This window comes from Burkholderia sp. Bp8994, from assembly GCF_003853805.1.
GTDB lineage: Bacteria > Pseudomonadota > Gammaproteobacteria > Burkholderiales > Burkholderiaceae > Burkholderia.
In genome coordinates this window covers 224,646-245,398 of sequence record NZ_QTQH01000007.1, presented here as the reverse complement: position 1 = coordinate 245,398, position 20,753 = coordinate 224,646, and the positions used below count along the sequence as shown (strand labels likewise).

The 20,753-nt window shown below is 68.2% G+C and carries 20 protein-coding genes; 12 read left to right on the top strand and 8 right to left on the bottom strand.

Going from position 1 to position 20,753, the window contains the following annotated elements; all coding sequences use genetic code 11:
• Positions 1-28: 28 nt before the first annotated feature.
• From DIE04_RS09815 to DIE04_RS09805, 3 genes are read right to left on the bottom strand one after another with little or no spacing between them, the layout of a single operon-like run.
• Complete coding sequence (locus DIE04_RS09815; RefSeq protein WP_124522775.1) at positions 29-1,474, bottom strand: LutB/LldF family L-lactate oxidation iron-sulfur protein; 1,446 nt, start codon at positions 1,472-1,474, stop codon at positions 29-31.
• A complete protein-coding gene (locus DIE04_RS09810) occupies positions 1,471-2,184 on the bottom strand; it encodes an LUD domain-containing protein (protein WP_124521023.1) in 714 nt (237 codons plus the stop codon). The genes DIE04_RS09815 and DIE04_RS09810 overlap by 4 nt, the downstream gene beginning before the upstream one ends.
• Positions 2,181-2,981 carry a (Fe-S)-binding protein gene (locus DIE04_RS09805; RefSeq protein WP_124521024.1) on the bottom strand — a complete coding sequence of 267 codons (801 nt, stop codon included), beginning with the start codon at positions 2,979-2,981 and terminating at the stop codon, positions 2,181-2,183. The genes DIE04_RS09810 and DIE04_RS09805 overlap by 4 nt, the downstream gene beginning before the upstream one ends.
• A 134-nt stretch (positions 2,982-3,115) precedes the next feature.
• Here DIE04_RS09805 and DIE04_RS09800 point away from each other — a divergent pair, with 134 nt between their 5' ends.
• The 5 genes from DIE04_RS09800 (at position 3,116) to DIE04_RS09780 (ending at position 8,588) form a co-directional block, all read left to right on the top strand.
• On the top strand, positions 3,116-3,832 hold the full coding sequence (locus tag DIE04_RS09800) for a FadR/GntR family transcriptional regulator (protein ID WP_124488590.1): 717 nt from the start codon (positions 3,116-3,118) through the stop codon (positions 3,830-3,832).
• Between the two features lie 234 nt (positions 3,833-4,066).
• Entirely contained in the window at positions 4,067-5,692 is a 1,626-nt protein-coding gene (locus DIE04_RS09795) for a phospholipase D family protein (protein ID WP_124488591.1), read from the top strand.
• Positions 5,693-5,939: 247 nt separating this feature from the next.
• On the top strand, positions 5,940-6,713 hold the full coding sequence (locus DIE04_RS09790) for a class II aldolase/adducin family protein (protein WP_124521025.1): 774 nt from the start codon (positions 5,940-5,942) through the stop codon (positions 6,711-6,713).
• Between the two features lie 361 nt (positions 6,714-7,074).
• On the top strand, positions 7,075-7,509 hold the full coding sequence (locus tag DIE04_RS09785) for a CHRD domain-containing protein (protein ID WP_124521027.1): 435 nt from the start codon (positions 7,075-7,077) through the stop codon (positions 7,507-7,509).
• Positions 7,510-7,625: 116 nt separating this feature from the next.
• Positions 7,626-8,588, top strand: a complete 963-nt coding sequence (locus DIE04_RS09780) for an alpha/beta hydrolase (protein WP_124521028.1) — start codon at positions 7,626-7,628, stop codon at positions 8,586-8,588.
• Here the strand turns inward: DIE04_RS09780 and DIE04_RS09775 are convergent.
• Complete coding sequence (locus tag DIE04_RS09775) at positions 8,558-9,400, bottom strand: EcsC family protein (protein ID WP_044848597.1); 843 nt, start codon at positions 9,398-9,400, stop codon at positions 8,558-8,560. The genes DIE04_RS09780 and DIE04_RS09775 overlap by 31 nt on opposite strands.
• A gap of 110 nt (positions 9,401-9,510) precedes the next feature.
• Here DIE04_RS09775 and DIE04_RS09770 point away from each other — a divergent pair, with 110 nt between their 5' ends.
• Both DIE04_RS09770 and DIE04_RS09765 read left to right on the top strand, forming a co-directional pair.
• Positions 9,511-11,106: an MDR family MFS transporter gene (locus tag DIE04_RS09770; RefSeq protein WP_124521029.1), complete on the top strand. Its 1,596-nt coding sequence runs from the start codon at positions 9,511-9,513 to the stop codon at positions 11,104-11,106.
• 34 nt (positions 11,107-11,140) lie between these two features.
• Positions 11,141-11,587, top strand: a complete 447-nt coding sequence (locus DIE04_RS09765; RefSeq protein ID WP_124521030.1) for a MarR family winged helix-turn-helix transcriptional regulator — start codon at positions 11,141-11,143, stop codon at positions 11,585-11,587.
• 120 nt (positions 11,588-11,707) lie between these two features.
• On the opposite strand, the gene DIE04_RS09760 is transcribed toward DIE04_RS09765, so the two are convergent.
• Positions 11,708-12,289 (bottom strand): DJ-1/PfpI family protein, encoded by a 582-nt coding sequence (locus DIE04_RS09760; RefSeq protein WP_044848600.1) that lies wholly within the window; start codon positions 12,287-12,289, stop codon positions 11,708-11,710.
• A 178-nt stretch (positions 12,290-12,467) separates the two neighbouring features.
• Positions 12,468-13,748 carry an amino acid deaminase gene (locus DIE04_RS09755; RefSeq protein ID WP_124521032.1) on the bottom strand — a complete coding sequence of 427 codons (1,281 nt, stop codon included), beginning with the start codon at positions 13,746-13,748 and terminating at the stop codon, positions 12,468-12,470.
• Between the two features lie 119 nt (positions 13,749-13,867).
• Between DIE04_RS09755 and DIE04_RS09750 the strand changes: the two genes are divergently transcribed.
• The 5 genes from DIE04_RS09750 (at position 13,868) to DIE04_RS09730 (ending at position 17,932) form a co-directional block, all read left to right on the top strand.
• Positions 13,868-14,797, top strand: coding sequence for a MurR/RpiR family transcriptional regulator (locus tag DIE04_RS09750; protein WP_124521034.1), 930 nt, complete (start codon positions 13,868-13,870; stop codon positions 14,795-14,797).
• Between the two features lie 2 nt (positions 14,798-14,799).
• Positions 14,800-16,281, top strand: coding sequence for an amidohydrolase family protein (locus tag DIE04_RS09745; protein WP_124521035.1), 1,482 nt, complete (start codon positions 14,800-14,802; stop codon positions 16,279-16,281).
• A gap of 123 nt (positions 16,282-16,404) precedes the next feature.
• Positions 16,405-16,791, top strand: coding sequence for a RidA family protein (locus tag DIE04_RS09740; RefSeq protein ID WP_006477830.1), 387 nt, complete (start codon positions 16,405-16,407; stop codon positions 16,789-16,791).
• Between the two features lie 353 nt (positions 16,792-17,144).
• On the top strand, positions 17,145-17,579 hold the full coding sequence (locus tag DIE04_RS09735; RefSeq protein ID WP_124521037.1) for an STM2901 family protein: 435 nt from the start codon (positions 17,145-17,147) through the stop codon (positions 17,577-17,579).
• A complete protein-coding gene (locus DIE04_RS09730) occupies positions 17,579-17,932 on the top strand; it encodes a DUF1493 family protein (protein ID WP_124488599.1) in 354 nt (117 codons plus the stop codon). Before DIE04_RS09735 ends, DIE04_RS09730 begins: the two co-directional genes overlap by 1 nt.
• 331 nt (positions 17,933-18,263) lie before the next feature.
• On the opposite strand, the gene queF is transcribed toward DIE04_RS09730, so the two are convergent.
• A complete protein-coding gene (gene queF, locus DIE04_RS09725) occupies positions 18,264-19,094 on the bottom strand; it encodes an NADPH-dependent 7-cyano-7-deazaguanine reductase QueF (protein ID WP_044848604.1) in 831 nt (276 codons plus the stop codon).
• A 12-nt stretch (positions 19,095-19,106) separates the two neighbouring features.
• Positions 19,107-20,630: a threonine ammonia-lyase, biosynthetic gene (gene ilvA / locus DIE04_RS09720; RefSeq protein ID WP_044848605.1), complete on the bottom strand. Its 1,524-nt coding sequence runs from the start codon at positions 20,628-20,630 to the stop codon at positions 19,107-19,109.
• Positions 20,631-20,753: the final 123 nt, after the last annotated feature.

The window sequence follows — 20,753 nt, the reverse complement described above, 5'->3', positions numbered from 1 at the left end:
ATCGGTACGGGTTTGAAAGCGGGGTGGTCTATTCGGGTTGGCCGCGTGCGCGCAGCAGGTCGGACAGGCTGCGCGGCGCCGGCTCGAGCGGCGTGCGATGTTGGGTCCAGCCCATCTGCTTCGCGGGCGTCAGCGCGCGCAGCCGCGTCGCGCTCCAGCGGAACGCGCGATACGCGCGCGGATGCGCAAACGCGCCGGACCAGAAGCGCCACACGAGGTCTTCCGCGCGGTTGTAGTTCGCGCCCTGGCCGCGCAGCGGATGCGCGACGGGTTCGTCGGGCTTGCGGTTCGCCTCGGTACGCAGCCGCACCAGCAATTGCGGGATCGGAATCCGGACCGGGCACACCTCGCCGCACGCGCCGCACAGCGTCGATGCGGTCGGCAGGTCGGCCGTCGCGTCGAGGCCGAGCAGGTGCGGCGAGATGATCTTGCCGATCGGGCCCGGGTAGGTCGTGCCGTATGCGTGGCCGCCGATCCGCGTATAGACGGGGCAGTGGTTCATGCACGCGCCGCAGCGGATGCATTGCAGCGTCGCGCGCAGCTGCTCGTCGGCGTAGGCCTGCGTGCGGCCGTTGTCGAGCAGCACGAGATGCAGCTCGCGCGGGCCGTCGCGTTCGCCGTCGCGGCGCGGGCCCGAGATCAGGTTGAAGTAGGTCGTGATCGCCTGGCCGGTGGCCGAGCGCGTGAGCAGGCTCGACAGCGGCACGATGTGCTCGAGTTTCTCGACGACCTTCTCGATCCCCATGATCGCGACGTGCGTGTCGGGCACGGTGGTCGACAGCCGGCCGTTGCCCTCGTTCTCGACGAGCCACAGCGTGCCCGTGTCGGCCGCCGCGAAGTTCACGCCGGACAGGCCGATGTCGGCTTCCGCGAACGCGCGGCGCAGCGCACGCCGGCCGGTCTGGATCAGCTCGTCGACGTCCTCCGTGTAACGCGTGCCCGGGATGTGTTCCTCGAACAGCTCGGCGATGTCGCCGCGCGTCTTGTGGATCGCCGGCATCACGATGTGCGACGGCTTTTCGCCCGCGAGCTGCACGATGAACTCGCCCATGTCGGACTCGATGCAGTCGACGCCGTGATCCGCGAGGTAATGGTTCAGCTCGATTTCCTCGCTCGCCATCGACTTGCCCTTGATCACGCGGCGCGCCTTCTTCGCCTGCGCGATGCCGAGCACGATCGCGTTCGCGTCGGCGGCCGTCTCGGCCCAGTGCACGTGCACGCCGGCCGCGGTGAGCTTCGCCTCCAGCCGCTCGAGCAGCGCGGGCAGTTGCGCGAGCGCGTGCTGGCGCACCGCTTCGCCGAGATCGCGCAGCTGCTGCAGCTCGGTGTCGTCGGGGAACTGGGTCGCGCGCTTGCCTTGCAAGAAATCCATCGCGCCGCGGAAGCTGCGGCGCAGCGCGGGATCGTCGAGCGCGGCGCGCGCGCGGGCCTTGAAGTCGCCCGGGGCGACGAATTGCAGCGGTTGGTCGCTCATCGCGGCAGGTCCTGGCAGGCGGTTGCGGTCGGTTCGGTGACGATCACGACCCAGAGCTTGCGCGGGCCGTGTGCGCCATACGCGAGGGTCTGCTGGATGTCGGAGGTCTTCGACGGGCCCGACACCAGCACGACGTTGGTCGGCATGCCGGCGTGCCAGCGCTCCGCGTGCGCGGCCGCGTGAAGGTCCGCGTGCAGCGTGTTCGCATGCACGAGCGCGACGTGCAGCGGCGGCACCAGCGACACCGTGCGCGGCGTGCCGGCATCGGGCGCGAGCACGACCGTGCCGGTCGCCGCGATGCCCGAGCGCGCAACCGTGAAGCCCGCGTCGATCGTGTCGAACAGCTCGGCTTTCCATGCGTCGATCGGCCGGTCGAACGGCACCGGCGCGACCGCGTCGGGCAGCGCCTGCGCGAGGGCCGCCGATTCGGCGCGGGCCGGGTCGAGCAGCAGGCGGCGCACGCCGGCCTCGGCCAGGCGCGCGGCAAGCTGCGCGGGCCATGCGTCGGCGGTGGCGCACCAGACTTCGGCGTGCGACGCGGCGAGCGCGGCCTGCATCGTCTGCGCGAGCGCGCGAGGATCGGGCGCGACTGCCGCGCGCCGCGCCGCGTAATGCATGTCGATGCGCGCATCGAGCGCGGGCGCGGCGTTCACGGCGACGCCGGGGGCGGCGGCGCGCAGGCGCGCGAGGATGGCGTCGCGCGCGCTCATTGCGTGTCTCCGCGCAGCGAGCCGGCACCGGTCGTGCGGCGCCACAGGAAGCTCGCGAGATGCTCGACGGGCAGCGCCGCGCCGGCCTTGGCCGCAGCGTGGCCGATGTTCAGCAGGCAGCCGCAGTCCGCCGACACGAGCCGGTCGCAGCCCGTCGCGCAGGCCGATGCGACCTTGTCGCGCACCATCGCGCCGGAGATGTCGGGATGCTTCAGCGAGAACGTGCCGCCGAACCCGCAGCATTCCGATTCGCGTTCATGTTCGATGCGCGTGACGCCCGGCAGCGCGTCGACGAGCGCGACGCCGTGCACGCGCGTGCCCATCTCGCGGCGGGCCGCGCACGACGTGTGCAGCACGACGCGCTCGTCCGGGCCGGCGTTGGCGGTGACGGCGTCGAGCCGCACGTCGAGCACATGGACGAGGAATTCGGCGAGTTCGTAGGTGCGCTCCGCGATCGCGCGTGCCTTCGGGCCGTGCACGGGATCGTCGGCGAACAGGGCGGGCCAATGGTGCCGGATCATGCCCGCGCACGAGCCGGACGGCACGATCACGGGCCACGGCTCGGCGAACAGGTCGAGCTGCGCGGCCGCGACGCGGCGCGCTTCGTCGGGATTGCCGCTGCTGTAGGCCGGCTGCCCGCAGCAGCTCTGGCCGCGCGGATAGTGGACGGTCAGGCCTTCGCGTTCCAGCAGGCGGACCGCGTCGAGCCCGGCTTCGGGGACGAACAGGTCGACCAGGCAGGTCGCGAACAGATAGACGTGCGCGGGGGCGGCGGCGGGGTAGTGCCTTTCGTTCATGTCTCGCTCCAGGGGTGCCGGCCCGGCATGCGAATGCGGGACGACGATTTCGCTGCATAATTCCCGCGACGGCGCCGCAGCTCAAATTGGTTGGGCCAATCGGCGTGACGGGTATTCCGGATGGGGAGACGGCGATGGCGGCGATGACGGCACGGGGCCGGACCGAAGTGGTGATGCGCAAGATCGAGACGGCGCTGCTCGACGGCACGTGGCCGGCCGGCGCGCGGCTGCCGGCCGAGCGCGTGCTCGCGCAGCAGTACGGCGTCGCGCGCAATACGGTGCGCGAGGCGACCCAGCGGCTCGTCGCGCGCGGGCTGCTGCAGAGCCGGCGCGGCGCGGGCGTCTACGTGACGGACCAGTTGCGCGCGGGCATCGCGTCGCCGTGGGGGCAGCTGGTTGCCGACCATCCGGCGCTGCGCGACGACATACTCGAGTTTCGCCGCGTGCTTGAAGGCGCGACCGCGTATTTCGCCGCGCTGCGCGCCGACGCGCACGACCGGCGCCGGATCCGCGCGCTGCTGCGCGAGCTCGAGACCGCGCACGCGAACGACGACGCGGCCCTCGAGGCGTCGGCCGACGCGAAGCTGCACGAGGCGATCGCGCTCGCGTCGCACAACACGATGTTCCTGCACCTGCACACGAGCGTGCTCGGGATGCTGCGCGAGCACATCTCGATCAACGTCGCGGGGATGACCACGCACGACGAGCAGGCATCGGAGTTGCTGCTGCAGCAGCACCGGGTGGTCTGCGACGCGATCTGCGCGCACCGGCCCGAGGAGGCGCGCACGGCGATGCAGACCCATATCGACTACGTGCGCAGCCACTTCGAGCGAAGCGACGACGCGCCGTGAGATTGGTTGGACCATGGGCGCGGCGGGTCCGCCTGGCGGTCGAATCCGAGGACGCCCGCCGGCCGCGGTTCAGGGCCGCGGCCGCGCGCGGCATGCGTGGCGGCTCGGCGCCGCATGCGCCGGGCGCACGATTGACCGGTTCATCGGGCGCCCCCTAGAATCGATTGAACCCGCCCGTCAGCCGCGCGCCGCGGCGATTGCGGACCCGTTGATCCGCCTGTCGAGGGAGTTTCCGTGCTCACGTCCTTGATCCGGTGCGCGCCGGCCGCATTGTCGTTGCGCGCCGTCGGCCGCCCGGCCTGCGCGCTCGCCGTGTGCGCGCTGCTGTCGCTGGCCACCGCCTGCGCGACGCATCCGCCCGCCACCACGCTCGATCGTCCCGTCTCGCACGCGTTGCCGACCGATACCGCGACGCCGTTGCGCGCTGCGCTGGCCGCGCCGGAAGCCGCGCATCCGGGGCAGTCGGGCTTCCGGCTGCTGCCCGACGGCGCGACCGCGCTGCAGATGCGCATCGCGCTCGCACGCGCGGCGACGAAGACGCTCGACATGCAGTACTACATCGCGACCGAGGACACGACCGGCAAGCTGCTGCTGGGCGCGGCGCTGTATGCGGCCGATCGCGGCGTGCGCGTGCGGATGCTGGTCGACGACCTGAACTTCCACGACATCGATCGCGTCATGGCCGCGCTGAACACGCACACGAACATCGAGATTCGCGTGTTCAATCCGTTCGGCGCGTCGCAATACGGGATGGTCGAGCGCACGGCCAACTACTTCACGCGGATCGACAGCTTCACGCGGCGGATGCACAACAAGGCGATGATCGCGGACAACCAGCTCGCGATCGTCGGCGGCCGCAATCTCGGCGACGAATACTTCAGTGCGAGCCCGACGTTGCAGTTTCGCGATCTCGACGTGCTCGCCGCGGGCCCCGTGACGAACGATGTCTCGAAGAGCTTCGACGGCTACTGGGCGAGCGCGAGCAGCTATCCGTTGCGCGTGCTGAATCATCAGACGTTCGCTCCGAAGGATCTCGACGCGATGCGCGACGAGCTGCGCGACCACTGGCGCAAGAATGCCGACCCGTACAACGCGAAGCCGCTGAACGCGACACCGCTCGCGCAGCAGATCGCGCGCGACCAGCTCGCGCTCGTGTGGGCGCCGGCCGAATTCAAGGTCGATGCGCCGACCAAGGTCGCGCAGCCGACCGATGCATACGTGAGCCCGCCGATGCAGCGCCTCGTCGAACTGATGCGCGGCGCGCAGAAGGAATTCCTCGCGTTTTCGCCGTACTTCGTGCCGCACGATGCCGGCGTGAAGATCCTCGGCGACACGGTCGGGCGCGGCGTGCGCGTCGCGATCGTGACGAATTCGCTCGCGGCGACCGACGCGGTCGCGGTGCAGGCCGGCTACGCGCCGTACCGCGTGCCGTTGCTTGAGCGCGGCGTCGAGCTGTACGAGTTCAAGGCACAGCCGGGCCAGCAGTCCGCGCGGCTGTTCGGCTCGCGCTCGCGTGCGAGCCTGCACGCGAAGGCGTACGTGATCGACCGGCACATCCTGGTGATCGGCTCGCTGAATCTCGACCCGCGCTCGGCGCACCTCAACACCGAGCTCGCGCTCGTGATCCACAGCCCGGTGCTCGCGCAGCAGGCCGCGGAGATCTTCGCACGGGTGACGCAGCCTGATGAAAGCTATCGCGTCACGCTCGTGAAGCAAATGGACGGCGGGCCGCCGGCACTCGAATGGACGGGCGTCGACGGCGGCCAGTCGACCCTCTATCACGTCGATCCGCATGCCGGGCTGCTGCGCAACGTGATGACCGGCCTTTTCATGCTGCTGCCGGTCGACGACCAGTTGTAAGGGCCGGAACGGCTCGGGCCAAACCCGCGATACCGGTGCGCGGGGAAAGGTGATATGGTTGTGCGCGCAACGATATGCGTATCGTGAAGGGTGCCGCCGGACGGCTCGCGCAATGCGGGCGGAAGCGGTGCCGAACGACGCGCCGCACGCGCCATGTGCGCCAAGCACGCCGCGTGCGCCGCCAGGAGACGAGGGACGATACGCGCGCCGCCCGCGCGGCCGCGCAAGCCCGCAACCGGAGTGCCCCATGCAACGTGTACCCAACCAGCCGTTCACGCGTCCCGCCCGTTTTTCCGAAATCGAGTGGCAGGCGCGCGTGCAGCTCGCGGCCGCCTACCGGATCTTCGACCATCTCGGCTGGACCGAGCTGATCTACAACCATATCTCGCTGCGCGTGCCGGGCGAGGACGGTCATTTCCTGATCAATCCGTTCGGGCTCCATTACCGCGAGGTGTGCGCGTCGAACCTCGTGAAGATCGACCTCGACGGCAACGTGATCGGCCATTCCGACTGGCCGATCAATCCGGCCGGCTTCACCTTCCACAGCGCGATCCATGCGGCGCTGCCCGACGCGCACTGCGTGATGCACGTGCATACGACGCCGACGATGGCCGTGTGCTGCTCGCGCGACGGGCTGTCGTTCTCGAACTTCTATTCGGCGCAGCTGTACGGGAAGATCGCGTATCACGATTTCGAGGGCATCACCGTGCATCTCGAGGAAGGGCGGCGCATCGTCGAGAGCGCCGGCGGGCGGCCCGTGCTGCTGCTGCGCAACCACGGGCCCGTGACGATCGGCGCGACGCTCGCGCAGACCTTCTCGTTGATGTGGCTGCTCAATCGCGCGTGCGAGGTGCAGGTCGCGACCCATGCGATCGGCGATGCACTGCCGATCGCGCCGCCGGTGCTGGAGGGCTGCGTGCGCGATTCGCTGAATTTCGATCCGAAGCACGGTGCGGGGCAGGACGCGTTCGACGCGTTGCAGCGCATCGTCGATCGCATCGATCCCGGCTATCGCGCGTGAGGCGCGGTGCCGGCGCGATGCCGGGCTAGACCGCCGCGGCGAAATCGATTCGCGACGCTTGATGGTGAGCGCAGCGGAAGGTGCCGGACGATGCCCGTATGCCGTGCGGCACGCGCAAAAAAAAACGCGGCCGGATGGCCGCGTGAATACTCGCAGACTCCTTCGGACGAAGGAAACAAGCAACTGTGAGACGAAGTGTAGCGAAAGGCCGCGCGCAGATTCAGGGCGCGTGCTGCAAAGGTCTCTTCCAGGTTCCGTCAGGCTGGCGCGCGACGCGCGGGCTGCCGGATCGGCGGCGATCGACTACCATCATGGAGCGTCCCCCGGCCGGGTGGCGTACCACGTCGTACAAGGAGAATTCATGCCGAAGCTGCGTTTGCTCCAGGTGGCGTTGCTCGCGGGCGTGCTGGCCGCCGGCAGCGCCGCTGCCGAAACGGTGCGCCTGTCCGCCAACCTGCAGCCGTCGAGCGAAGTGCCGCCCACCGCGACCAAGGGCGCCGGCGCCGTCGATGCGACCTACGACACGGCCAGCCACCTGCTGCAGTGGACGGTGACTTACGAACACCTCACGGGGCCGGCGACCGCCGCGCACTTCCACGGGCCCGCGCCGGTCGGCCAGAACGCCGGCGTGCAGGTGCCGATCCCGAAGGACGAGCTCGCGAGCCCGATCAAGGGATCGAAGGCGCTCACCGACGCGCAGGTGACCGACCTGATGGGCGGCAAGTGGTACTTCAACGTGCACACGAAGGAGCATCCGGCCGGCGAGATCCGCGGCCAGGTGATGCCGGCGAACTGAGGCCGGCGAACCTAGGCCGGCAAACCGAGGCTGGCGTTTGATGTAGAGGCTCCCGTCGAGCGGCGCGGCAACGATCGCACGTACCATCGTGACACTGCGATGACGGAGTAGGTTCGATGAGTTGGCAAAGCAAGTTCGCGTGCTGGCTGCTGCGCCGGCAGTTTCGTCCCGAGACCACGCGCCCGGTGCTCGATCCCGCCCGCGCGCGGCGCTTCACCGACCTCAGAACGGTCGTGCCGCGTCGCGCGCCGTCGGGCTACCGGCTGCGCGAATGTTACCGTCCCGGCGACGCGCCGCTGCGGGGCGAATGGCTCGAACGCACCGATGCGCTCGGCGCGCGCGGGCCCGGCCGCACGCTGCTGTACTTCCACGGCGGCGGCTACTACTTCTGTTCGACGAAAACCCATCGGCCGCTCGTGTTCGGCCTCACCAAGCGCGCGGGCGTGCGCTCGTTCTCGCTCGATTACCGGCTCGCACCCGAGAGCCGCTTCCCGGCCGCGCTCGACGACGCGCTGGCCGCGTACCGGCAATTGCTCGCGCTCGGCACGCCGCCCGAGTCGATCGTGTTCGGCGGCGATTCCGCGGGCGGCGGCCTCGCGCTCGCGACGCTCGTCGCGCTGCGCGATCGCGGCGAACCGTTGCCGGCCGGCGCGATCCTGTTCTCGCCCTGGACCGACCTGGCCGGCACCGGCGCGACGATGCGCAGCAACGACGGCCTCGACCCGATGTTCGAGGCCGCGGCGCTGCCGAAGGCGGCGCAGCTGTATCTGGGCGACGCATCGGCGACGCATCCGTACGCGTCGCCGCTCTATGCGGACTTCACCGGGCTGCCGCCGCTCTTCATCCAGGCCGGCAGCACCGAGGTGCTGCTCGACGACGCGCGCCGCGTCGCCGACAGCGCGAAAGCGGCCGGCGTGCCGGTGGAGATCGAGGTGTGGCCCGACATGCCGCACGTGTGGCAGCTGTACACGCCGATGGTGCCGGAGTCGCGCGCCGCGCTCGACCGGGCGGCCGCGTTCCTGCGCCGCGTCGCGGTCGAGCGGGCGGTTCAGCGCGCGGGCGAGCCGTCGATCGCCTGATACGCGGCCTGCACGGCCACCGAGCCGTACTTGCGCTCGAGCCGGCGCACGGTGAAATGGCCGTGCGCCATCTGCTGGAAGTGGTCGATGAACAGCGTGTTGACGGTCGCGCCGAGCACCGCGCCGATCGCCGGGATCGACTTCGCGGCCATCTGCTCGGTGACCTGCACCGAGAAGCGTGATGCCACCGTCTGCACGAGCTTGAATACCGCCGCCGAGCTGTGCGCGGCGATCCCTTTCGTCGTGATGTCCGACGACGCCTTCGAAATCGCCTGCGCGAGCGCGCCGCGCAGCACGAAATAGCCGAGATCGGCGTCCTCTTCCCGCTTGTCCGGGTTGCCGCCCATGCCGAGCACGGCCAGGCACTGCAGCTGCGTGTCCACCGAGCCCAGGTCCTCGCCCTCGCTGCGCGCGATGTCGCATACCGAGCGGAAGATCAGCGTGGTCGTGACCGGCAGCTCGACCGGCAGCGCGAGGAAGCCGAACGCGCCGCCCGCCGCGCCGGTCGTCGCGACCGCGAGCTTGTGCAGCAGGTTGCTCGGCTTGTCCGGCTCGGCATCGGGCGTCTGCGGCTTGCCGAGCGTGCGCAGCGCGATGTTCAGGCACTTGCGCAGCGCAAGCTGCGTCGCGTCGTTGATCTTGCCGGTCGCGAAGTCCGGCAGCCGCGCGATCATCTTCTCGACCGGCGCGCCCAGCACGCCGGTCAGCTTCATCGTCAGCGACGGGCTTTCCAGCACCTGTTTCGCGCGTCGCAACGCATCCTGGTCTTCCGGCGACAGCGTCGCGGCAGGCGTGATCGAAATCGGTTCCATCTTTCTCCTTGGCGGTGGGGAACGGGCCCCCCACCTTCGCCGGCCTAGATTACTCCGCCGTGCTAGAATTTTGAGATTGTTTGACTCATCAAAAGTTGCATCAACAAAAAATGGCTGTCCATACTGCCGCCCACCATTCGAGCGGGCAAGTCCTGCCGTTCCGCGAATCGCTGCTGGCGATGATCGGCATCTCGTTCGTCACCATGCTCGTCGCGCTCGACCAGACGGTCGTCGGCACCGCGTTGCCGACCATCGTCGCCGAGTTGAGGGGTTTCGACCTGTACGCGTGGGTCGCGACCTCGTACCTGCTCAGTTCCGTGATCACCGTGCCGATCTTCGGCCGCCTCGGCGACTACTACGGCCGCAAGTGGTTCGTGATCGCGTCGATCGTCGTGTTCACCGGCGCGTCGGTGCTGTGCGGGATGGCCAACGACATGTTGTTCCTGGTGCTCGCCCGCGGCCTGCAGGGGATCGGCGGCGGGATGCTGGTCGGTACCGCGTTCGCGTGCATTCCCGATTTGTTCCCCGATTCCGTCGTGCGGTTGCGCTGGCAGGTGCTGATGAGCTCCGCGTTCGGCATCGCGAACGCGGTCGGGCCGTCGCTCGGCGGGATCCTGACCCAGTCGTTCGGCTGGCGCTCGGTGTTCTACGTCAACCTGCCGGTCGGCCTGCTGTCGCTGTTCTTCGTGTGGCGCTACCTGCCGCACCTGCGGCACGTCGAGCACGACCGCAAGATGCGGCTCGACTGGCCCGGCGCGCTGCTGATCGCGGTCTCGCTCGGTGCGCTGCAGCTGTTCGTCGAATGGCTGCCGAAGTACGGCGTGATGAGCTGGGCCTCGCTGCTGCTGGTCGTCGCGGTCGGCGCCGGCATCGGCTTGTGGCATTGGGAAAAGCGCTGCGCGCAGCCGATTCTGCCGTTCGACATGTTCGGCAACCGCGCGCTGTCGGCGCTGTTCGTGCTCGCGATCCTGGCTGGCTTCTCGATGTTCTCGCTCTTGTTCTACGCGCCGCTGCTGTTCCAGGGCGGCTTCGGGATGTCGCCGAAGGCGGCGGGGCTCGTGATCACGCCGCTCGTCGTGTTCATCACGATCGGCAGCATCATGAACGGCCGCGTCGTCACGCGCATCCGCAATCCGAACGCAATGCTGCACGTCGGTTTCGTGCTGTTCGCGATCGCGTGCGCGGGCATCGTCGTGTCGACGCACACGACGCCGACCTGGATGCTGATGGCGCTGATGGTCGCGGGCGGCATCGGCCTCGGCTTCGTGCTGCCGAACCTCACCGTGTTCGCGCAGCAGACGGCCGGCCGCGAGCACCTCGGCATCGCGACCGCGCTGCTGCAGTCGCTGCGGATGGTCGGCGGGATGATCGGCACCGCGCTCACGGGCACGCTGGTCAACCAGATGTATTCGAGCGGCGTGCGCGACGCGCTGTCGGGCGAGCACGCGCTGCAGTGGCACGCGCAGCTCGCCGATCCGCAGATCCTGATCGACCGTGCCGCGCAAGGCGGTCTGGTCGCGGAGCTGACCCGCGCCGGGCATAATGGCGCGCTGCTGCTGGAAACGGCCCGCGAATCGCTGGTCGGCGCGATTCACCTGGGGGTCGCGATGGCGGCCGTCGTCGCCGTGGTGTCGGTGTGGCAGTCCCGCCGCGTGCCGCCGATCGCGCTGCGGCACAAGATCGAGCCGCATGTCGCGGCCGATTGAACGATTCACCGATTGAACGAGTAGGCATCAGCGCATGGAAGAACAGGACCGCGTCGCGATCTTGCAGCAATTCGGACGCACGTATCGCGCGTTCATGACCGCGTTCGAAACGCACGTCGGGCAGCCGATGCCGCGCTGGCGCATCATGGTCGCGCTGCACACGATGGACGGGCATTCGTCGCAGAAGAAGCTCGTCGAGGTGCTGCGCATCGATCCGGGCGCGCTCACGCGCCAGTTGAAGTCGCTCGACGCGCTCGGCTGGATCGAGCGCGCGTCCGATGCGCGCGACAACCGCGTGACCAACGTCACGCTGACCGCCGAGGGCCGCGCCGCGTTCGACGCGTGCCTGCCGCGCCGCAAGGCGTTCCTCGACCAGACGATGGCGCAACTGCCGGACGACGTGCTGACCGCCTTGTCGGGCGCGCTGGCGATGCTGGAGTCGCGGATTGCGGATGTCGGCTCGACGCCGGCATCGCACTGAAGGGCGGGGCGGAAGCGGCGCGACGGGATGCGCCCCGTCGGCCGGTCTTGATCGGCGCGGCATGCGGGCTGCACGAACCCGCCGCCGGCCGGCATTTCACTTCAATTCATTCCACTTCGTTCACAGCTCGATGCGCGTGCCGAGCAGCGCGAGGAACTGCGCGAGCCATGCCGGATGCGCGGGCCACGCGGGCGCGGTGACGAACGGCGCGTCGGTCACGGCCGCGTCGACCGGGATGTCCGCATATTCGCCGCCCGCGAGCTTCACTTCGGGCGCGCAGGCCGGGTAGGCCGAGATGCGCTTGCCGCGGATCACGTCGGCGGCCGCGAGCAGCTGCGCCGCATGGCAGATCGCGGCGATCGGCTTGCCGGCTTCGGCGAACGCGCGCACCAGCGCGATCACCTTCGCATCGAGACGCAGGTATTCCGGCGCGCGGCCGCCCGCGATCGCGAGCGCGTCGTAGCCCGCCGCATCGACGTCGTCGAACGTCGCGTTCAGCGTGAAGTTGTGGCCGGGCTTCTCGGTGTAGGTCTGGTCGCCCTCGAAATCGTGGATCGCGGTCTTGACCTTGTCGCCCGCGCGCTTGCCCGGGCAGACTGCATCGACGTGATGGCCGACGGCCTGCAGCGCCTGGAACGGCACCATCGTTTCGTAGTCTTCGGCGAAATCACCGGTCAGGAACAGGATCTTCTTCGCGGCCATGGCTTTCTCCATTGAACAGCGTTGAGGGGCCGTTCGCGCCGGGCGCGGCAGGCATGCGCTGCGGCGGCGAAGCAGCCCCGAGGACGAAAGCGCAGTGTACTCCGGCAGATTGAAGCGCGCGTGACGGCCGCCCCGCGCGGCGGTGGGGCGGCGAGGCGGCGCGATGGCGCGCCAGGCGTCAGAAGAAGGTTTCGACGACTTCAGTCACGCGGAACTGCGGATCGAGCACGAGCAGCTGGCGCCACTTGTCGAACGTCAGGCACGGATGCGAGATATCGAACGCGACCATGTCGCCGACCTTCACGTCCGCGCCCGGCGGGATCTGCAGGTACGCGTGCTGGTCCATCATCCCGGTGACGGCCCAGCCTTCGCTCGCGGCGACGTCGCGCGGCGCGCTGTCGCGACCCGGGCGGAAGTGGCGCGCCGGCTCGGGCAGGCCCGCGTCGAACGCCGCGTCGCGCTTGCCGAGCGCGATGATCGCGCGGTCGGCTTCCGGCACCGATTGCACGTACGCCCACAGCTGCAGCGCCGGCAGCAGCCCTTCGCCCATCCTGCGGGCGATCGGGTTGCGCGCGAACACGTCGGTCTGCGCCTTCTTGTAGATGCCGACGTCGTGCGTCAGGTAGCAGCCCGGACGCAGCACGACTTCCGCGAAACCGTCATCGGACGCCTTCGCGAATTCCTCCGCGACCACGTCGTACCACGCCGACCCGGCACCCGACAGGATCGCCGGCGTGCGCGCGAAGCGGCCGGCTTCGGCCAGCTCGCGCGTGAACGCGACCGCGTCCTGCAGGAACGCGCGGATCTCGCCTTCCTCCTTCAGCACGCCTTCGTAGAGTTCGATGCCGGCCAGCTTCAGCGTGTCCGGATAGCGCGCGATCGCGTCGAGCACGGCGGTGCGCTGCGCGGCGTCGCGCACGCCCGCGCGGCCGCCCGGCACGCCGAGCTCGATCAGCACGTTCAGCGTTTTCTTCGCTTCGCCGAAGAAGCGGCCGAGCTGGTCGACGCTGTCGGCCGAATCGACGAGGCAGAAGAACTCGAAGTCGGGATCGGACAGTAGCCCCGCGATGATCGTCATGTTCTGGCGGCCGACCAGCTGGTTCGCGAGCAGCACGCGGCGCACGCCGCCGTGATACGCGGCCTGCGTCTGGTGCGCGGTCGCGAGCGTGATGCCCCAGGCGCCGGCGGCGAGCTGGCGGCGAAACAGTTGCGGCGCCATCGTCGTCTTGCCGTGCGGCGCGAACTGCGCGCCGTACTGCTGGACGAACGCCTGCATCCAGTTCAGATTGTGTTCGATGCGATCCTCGTACAGCACCGCTGCCGGCAGGCTGACGTCTTCCGCGAGCAGGTTCCACTCGAGGCGGCCTGCGTCGTCGAGCGGCACGCTCGCGCTCGGCAGGTTGCCGAGGCCCTTGCCCAACGGATTGATTGTCGGTTCCTGATAGTTTGTAACTTTCATGTCATCCCGCTCCATCATCACTATGCATTGCATTGAAGTTGACATGCAGATGGTACAGAAAGTAGCATCGGCGCGGTGATGTTATTTAGTAACATAAAGCGCCACACCCTTTTCAGCAGATGAATTCGTCCGCCACTCCGTCCGTTCCGTTCACCGCCGAGCAACCGGTTGCCCAGCCGGTCCTCGACATCGTCGCGCGGATCGCCGAATGCGCGCCCGAGCTGCGCGAGGCCGAACGCAAGGTCGCGGCATTCATCCTCGCCGATCTCGCGCGCGCCGCGCATGCGAGCATCGGCGCGCTCGCGCGCGACGCGGAGGTCAGCGTCGCGACGGTCACGCGGTTCGCGAAGGCCGTCGGCTGCCGCGACGTGCGCGAACTGAAGGTGCTCGTCGCGCAGGCGGCGGCGGTCGGCCAGCGCTTTCTCGTGCCGTCCGGCGAGCCTGCGGAAGCGGACGCGAGCCCGGCATCGGTCGTCTACGACGAGATCCGCGTCGCGCTCGCGCACAACCACCAGCTGCTGCGCAACACGTCGTTCGATGCCGCGGCCGATCTGCTCGCCGGCGCGAAGATGGTCTACGTGTACGGGCAGGGCGGCGGCTCGACCGCGCTCGCCGACGAACTGCGCTTCCGGCTCGTGCGCTTCGGGCGGCCGGTCGCGAGCTACCAGGACAGCCTGCTGCAGCGGATGGTATCGGCGACGCTGTCGCGCGACACCGTGGTCGTCGCGCTGTCGGTGAGCGGGCGCGTGCCCGAGCTGCTCGAGAGCTGCCGCCTCGCGAAGCGCTACGGCGCGAAGCTGATCGCGATCACCGCGCCGGCTTCGCCGCTCGCGAAGCTCGCCGACCACCTGATCCCGGTCGTCGCGTTCGAAACCGATTTCATCTACAAGCCTTCGACATCGCGCTACGCGATGATGATGGCGATCGACGTGCTCGTCACCGGAGTCGCGCTGCGGCTCGGCGATGCGGGCCGAGAATCGCTGCGCCGCATCAAGCATGCGCTCGATGCGCACCGCGGCGGCGGAGACCGTCAACCGGTAGGAGACTGACCATGCATTCGCATCCCGAAGCCGCCGATACGCTGATCGTCGGCGCGCAGCTGTACGACGGCACGGGCGCACCGCCCGTCACGCGCGACGTCGCGATCCGCAACGGCGTGATCGCGGCGATCGGCAACCTGTCGAACTGGCTCGCCGAGACCGTCGTCGATGCGAACGGCCGCGCGCTCGCGCCGGGCTTCGTCGACGTCCACACGCACGACGACACGCACGTGATCCGCGCGCCGCAGATGCTGCCGAAGATCTCGCAGGGCGTGACGACCGTGATCGTCGGCAACTGCGGGATCAGCGCGTCGCCGGTGACGCTCGCGGGCGATCCGCCCGACCCGATGAACCTGCTCGGCGATCGCGACGCGTTCCGCTATCCGACCTTCGCTGAGTACGTCGCGGCGGTGAACGACGCGCGTCCGGCCGTGAACGTCGCGGCGCTCGTCGGGCACACCGCGCTGCGCAACAACCAGATGGACCGCCTCGACCGCGCGGCGACCGACGGCGAGATCGCCGGGATGCGCACGCAACTCGAGGAAGCGCTCGCGAACGGCGCGCTCGGTCTGTCGTCGGGCCTTGCGTACGGCTCCGCGTTCGCGGCGCCGGCCGAGGAAGTGATGGCGCTCGCCGAGCCGCTCGCGAACGCGGGCGCGCTCTACACGACGCACATGCGCACCGAATTCGACGCGATCCTCGACGCGATGGACGAGGCGTACCGCGTCGGCCGTCACGCGCAGGTGCCGGTCGTGATCTCGCACCTGAAGTGCGCAGGCCCGTCGAACTGGGGGCGCAGCACCGAGGTGCTCGCGTCGCTCGAAGGCGCGCGCCGCTACCAGCCGGTCGGCTGCGACTGCTATCCGTACAGCCGCAGTTCGTCGACGCTCGACCTGAAGCAGGTGACGGGCGACATCGACATCACGATCACGTGGTCGGAGCCGCATCCGGAAGTCGCCGGCAAGCTGCTGAAGGCGATCGCGGCCGACTGGGGCGTGACCGAGCAGGAGGCCGCGCAGCGGATCCGCCCGGCCGGCGCCGTGTACCACAACATGTCCGAGGACGACGTGCGCCGCATCCTGTCGCATCCGGCGACGATGGTCGGCTCGGATGGCCTGCCGAACGATCCGCTGCCGCATCCGCGGCTGTGGGGCGCGTTCCCGCGCGTGCTCGGCCATTACGTGCGCGACACGAACCTGCTGCCGCTCGAGGAGGCGATCCGCAAGATGACGTCGCTGTCCGCGCGCCGCTACGGGATCGCGCGGCGCGGCGAAGTGCACGTCGGCTACCACGCGGATCTCGTGCTGTTCGATCCGGCGCGCGTGATCGACGCCGCGACGTTCGAGAAGCCGCAACAGCCCGCGCACGGGATCGACGCGGTGTGGGTGAACGGCGTGCTGACCTACGAGAACGGCCAGCCGACCGGCGAGCGCGCCGGCGGTTTCGTCGCGCGCGGCGAGCGCGTGGCGGCGAGTGCCGACGCCGCGTTCTAAACGCGGTTCTGATCCGATTTGCCGCGTGCGCCATGCCGGCGCGCGCATCCGCAACCGTGTGTTGCATGGGACCGGCGCCGGCGCTTGCGCGCCGAGGCCGGTCGACCAACCAGGAGTGAAACGATGAAGCGATATGGCGTGGGCGAAGCGAAGGGTACCGGCGGGCAGGTGATGCCGTTTGCACGCGCGGTCGAGGCCGACGGCTGGCTGTACGTGTCGGGCCAGACGCCGATGGTGAACGGCGAGGTCGTCGAAGGCGGGATCGTCACGCAGTCGAAGCAGACGATCGAGAACGTGATCGCGATCCTGAAGGAAGCCGGCTACGGCCTCGAGCACGTCGTGCGCTGCGGCGTGTGGCTCGACGACGCACGCGATTTCGCGTCGTTCAACAAGGTGTTCGTGTCGTACTTCGGCGAGCATCCGCCGGCACGCGCGTGCGTGCAGTCGAGCATGGTCATCGATTGCAAGGTCGAGGTCGATTGCATCGCTTACAAGCCGCCGGTGAAGTAACGCGGGCGGGCGAATTGTCGTGTCACAGGGCCGGCGCAGTAACATGCGCCGGCCTCGTTGCGTTTTGGCGGAATAGAAGTGTCGCGGGCGGTTGGTATCGGGAGCACTTGTCTTCTGGCAAGCGCAATAATTCGGTGGGGAACGCAATCATGAGCGACCTGAGTAGCGCCGAATTTTTGCACTCTGAATGAAATCCTTGTGACTCGAGCGTGACTCGATATGCCGCGTCTGGCGGGCGGCTCCGGTAATGGACGCGCAATACGCCAGCGGCGTCGATGAATCTCGATAGAGCAAATTGGGTGGATCGCTGGGTATGGTCGTCATTCCAATCAACGATTTCGTGAAATCGAATCATGACGAGCACTACATACCGCTATGGCGTTCATTCGGATCTCACGCCCGCCGAACTTTTCTTTTTCGTTGCCGTGGAAGAGACGTGCGCACGGATCGGGATCGACGATGTCGAAGCAGTGGTCCTGATTCTAGCTGGCTGGCCCGTTTTGCCGACGCGGCAAAAATTCGGCGGTGCGACGAAAGGAACGTCCGTCGCATCCGTGATGGCGCGTTCGATTTTTCGCTACCAGCTGAACAGGAAGGTTTTGCCAACCGTCACGCTTCAAAGCATCAAGTCATTTCGGATCATCCTGACCCGGAAGCTCAGCGTATTCGTCGGGCGCGCCGTTCCGGGCGTGGGTTGGGCGCTGCTGGCGCGCGACGTGTTCGGGATCGTTCATGGCACGGTCTCAAGGTACAACAGCCTCGTCAAACCTGAGGATAAGGTGTTCTGATGGAAAACGTGCGTTGGGACGAGATCGAAGCCTTTGTCAGGTCAGAGGTCGGGCTCGGTCCATCGAAGCCGCTCTCCGCCGGCACTCGGCTCTGGGAAGACCTTGGGCAGACCGGTGACGAAGCCAACGACTTCATGGGGCATTTTTTTGAGCGATTTGCCGTCGACACCGGCGATTTCGATTTCCACCGGTATTTTTTGATGGAAGGCGAGGGGTTGCTCTATTCGCTATTCCAGCGGTGGGTGCGACGAAAGCCCCACGACTTCAAGCGGGAATCGATTACGCTCGCGATGCTGCATCGTGCAGCCGTAGAAAGAAAATGGAACGCTGCGCGATTGGCCGCAATGCAGTGAAAGGCCGGGTCTCCACGCGTGTCGGACCGGATTTCAAAGAACGGGGATCAGGATCGTGTTGTGGGAGGCGGCGAGGGTGCAATGGTGATTCGGATCGCAATTCTGATGTGGGCGCCGTTGCTGAGTCACGGTGCGTTTGCGGGCACGCTGTTCGATAAGGGGGCGCCCCGCGCGGCAGTACCCATTGTCGGGCCAGGGGCGGTCGAAATCGTGAGGAACGGCGCGTGGTTGCCGAGCCGACGTGTTCGCACCGAATTAGAGAGGTGCTTGTCCCGCAAGCAGGCGATGTTGGCGGGCCGCGAATGCCCGCCAACGCCACTCATTCACCGATTCACTGCCGCGCCGTCCGCGCGTTGTCCGGCATCGGCTGGTTGTAATTCGTGCGGAACGGATTGATGTCGAGCCCGCCGCGCCGCGTGTAGCGCGCATACACCGCGAGCTTCACCGGTTTGCACGCATGCAGGATGTCGAGGAAGATCCGCTCGACGCACTGCTCGTGAAAGCCCGTGTGATTGCGGAACGAGATGATGTAGCGCAGCAGCCCTGCATGATCGATCTGCGGCCCGACGTAGTGAATCTGCACGCTGCCCCAGTCTGGCTGGCCGGTGACCGGGCAGTTCGAACGCAGCAGGTCGGACACGAGCGTTTCCTCGACCGGCGCTTCGTCCTCGGCGTCGGCGGCCGACAGCAGCGACGGATCGGGTTCGTACACGTCGGTGTCGAGGTCGAGCCGATCGAGCGACAGCCCGTCGAGCTCCTCCATCTCGAGCTTGCCGAAATCGTGCGGCGACACCAGCTGCACCGACACGCTCGCGCCGCACGCGGCCGACACGTCGCGCTTCAGCACGTCGCGCACCGCGTCGAGCGAGTCGAACTTCGATTGCGCGAACGAGCCGAGGTACAGCTTGAACGACTTCGATTCGACGATGTTCGGCGATTCGGCCGGCACGTAGAACGTCGCGACCGCGAGCTGCGGCTTGCCGCGCGCGTTGAGCCACGACAGTTCGTACGCGTTCCAGATGTCGGTGCCGAAGAACGGCAGCGCCGACGTGATGCCGAGCTGCTCGCGCGCCCCGGCGCGCGGGATCGGGAACAGCAGCGACGCGTCGTACTGCGCTGCGTAGACGGTCGCCTTGCCGAGCGGGGAATGTTCGGGATTCATTGCACGAAGCCTTTACGACAGGAAGAGGCGGTACGCGGGATTGGCGCTCTCTTCGACATACGGATAGCCGAGCGCCGCGAGGAAGCGTTCGAACTCGGCGCGATCGGCCTGCGGCACCTGCAGCCCGACGAGGATCGAGCTGTAGTCCGCGCCCTGGTTGCGGTAGTGGAACAGGCTGATGTTCCAGTCCGGCGCCATCGACGACAGGAACTTCATCAGCGCGCCCGGCCGTTCCGGGAATTCGAAGCGGAACAGGCGCTCTTCGAGCGCGAGCGGCGAGCGGCCGCCCACCATGTAGCGGATATGCTCCTTCGACAGCTCGTCGTGCGTGAGGTCGACGGTCTTGAAGCCGTGCGACTCGAAGTTCGCGGCGATCTCCTCCGACTCGCCGCGCCGCTTGATCTGCACGCCGACGAAAATGTGCGCGGACTGCGCATCGGCGATCCGGTAATTGAACTCGGTCACGTTGCGATCGCCGACGAGCGAGCAGAAGCGCTTGAAGCTGCCGCGCTCCTCGGGGATCGTGACGGCGAACACGGCTTCGCGCGCCTCGCCCACTTCCGCGCGTTCGGCGACGAAGCGCATCCGGTCGAAGTTCATGTTCGCGCCGGACGTGACCGCGACGAGCGTCTGGTTCTCGATGCCTTCGCGTTCCGCATACTGTTTCGCGCCGGCGACCGCGAGCGCGCCGGACGGCTCGAGCACGCTGCGCGTGTCCTGGAACACGTCCTTGATCGCCGCACACAGCGCGTCGGTGTCGACCGTCAGCACGCCGTCGAGGAATTCGCGGCACAGCCGGAAGGTTTCCTCGCCGACGAGCTTTACCGCCGTGCCGTCCGCGAACAGGCCGACCTCGCTCAGTTCGACGCGCTCGCCCTTCTGCAGCGACTGCGCCATCGCGCACGAATCCTCGGCCTGCACGCCGAACACCTTGATCTCCGGCCGCACCGCCTTGACGTAGGCCGCCACGCCGGACGCGAGCCCGCCGCCGCCGATCGGCACGAAGATCGCGTGAATCGGACCCTGGTGCTGACGCAGGATTTCCATCGCGATCGTGCCCTGGCCGGCGATCACGTACGGATCGTCGAACGGGTGGACGAACGTGAGGTCGCGCTCCGCCTGCACCTTGACCGCGTGCGCGTATGCATCGCTGTACGACTCGCCCGCCTGGATCACCTCGACGCTCGGGCCGCCGTGCGCGCGTACCGCATCGACTTTCACCTGCGGCGTCGTGACCGGCACGACGATCACGGCCTTCACGCCCATCCGGGCCGCCGAGAACGCGACGCCCTGCGCATGATTGCCGGCCGATGCCGTGATCACGCCGCGCGCGAGCGCGTCGGCCGGAATGTGCGCCATCTTGTTGTACGCGCCGCGCAGCTTGAACGAGAACACCGGCTGGTTGTCCTCGCGCTTCAGGTAAACAGGGTTGTGCAGCCGGGCCGACAGGTTGCGGGCGGGTTCGAGTTCCGTCTCGAGCGCGACGTCGTAGACGCGCGCGGTGAGGATTTTCTTCAGGTAATCGTGGGATGCCATGGGCGCTCGCGTGCAGTGCGGAAGCAGACGGTAAAAGATCAATGATAGCGCCAAGGGTCGGTCCGCACGCAAGCGGCATGCCGGGCGCACGGTCGCGGAACCGCGCCGGCGGGCGTGTTGGCC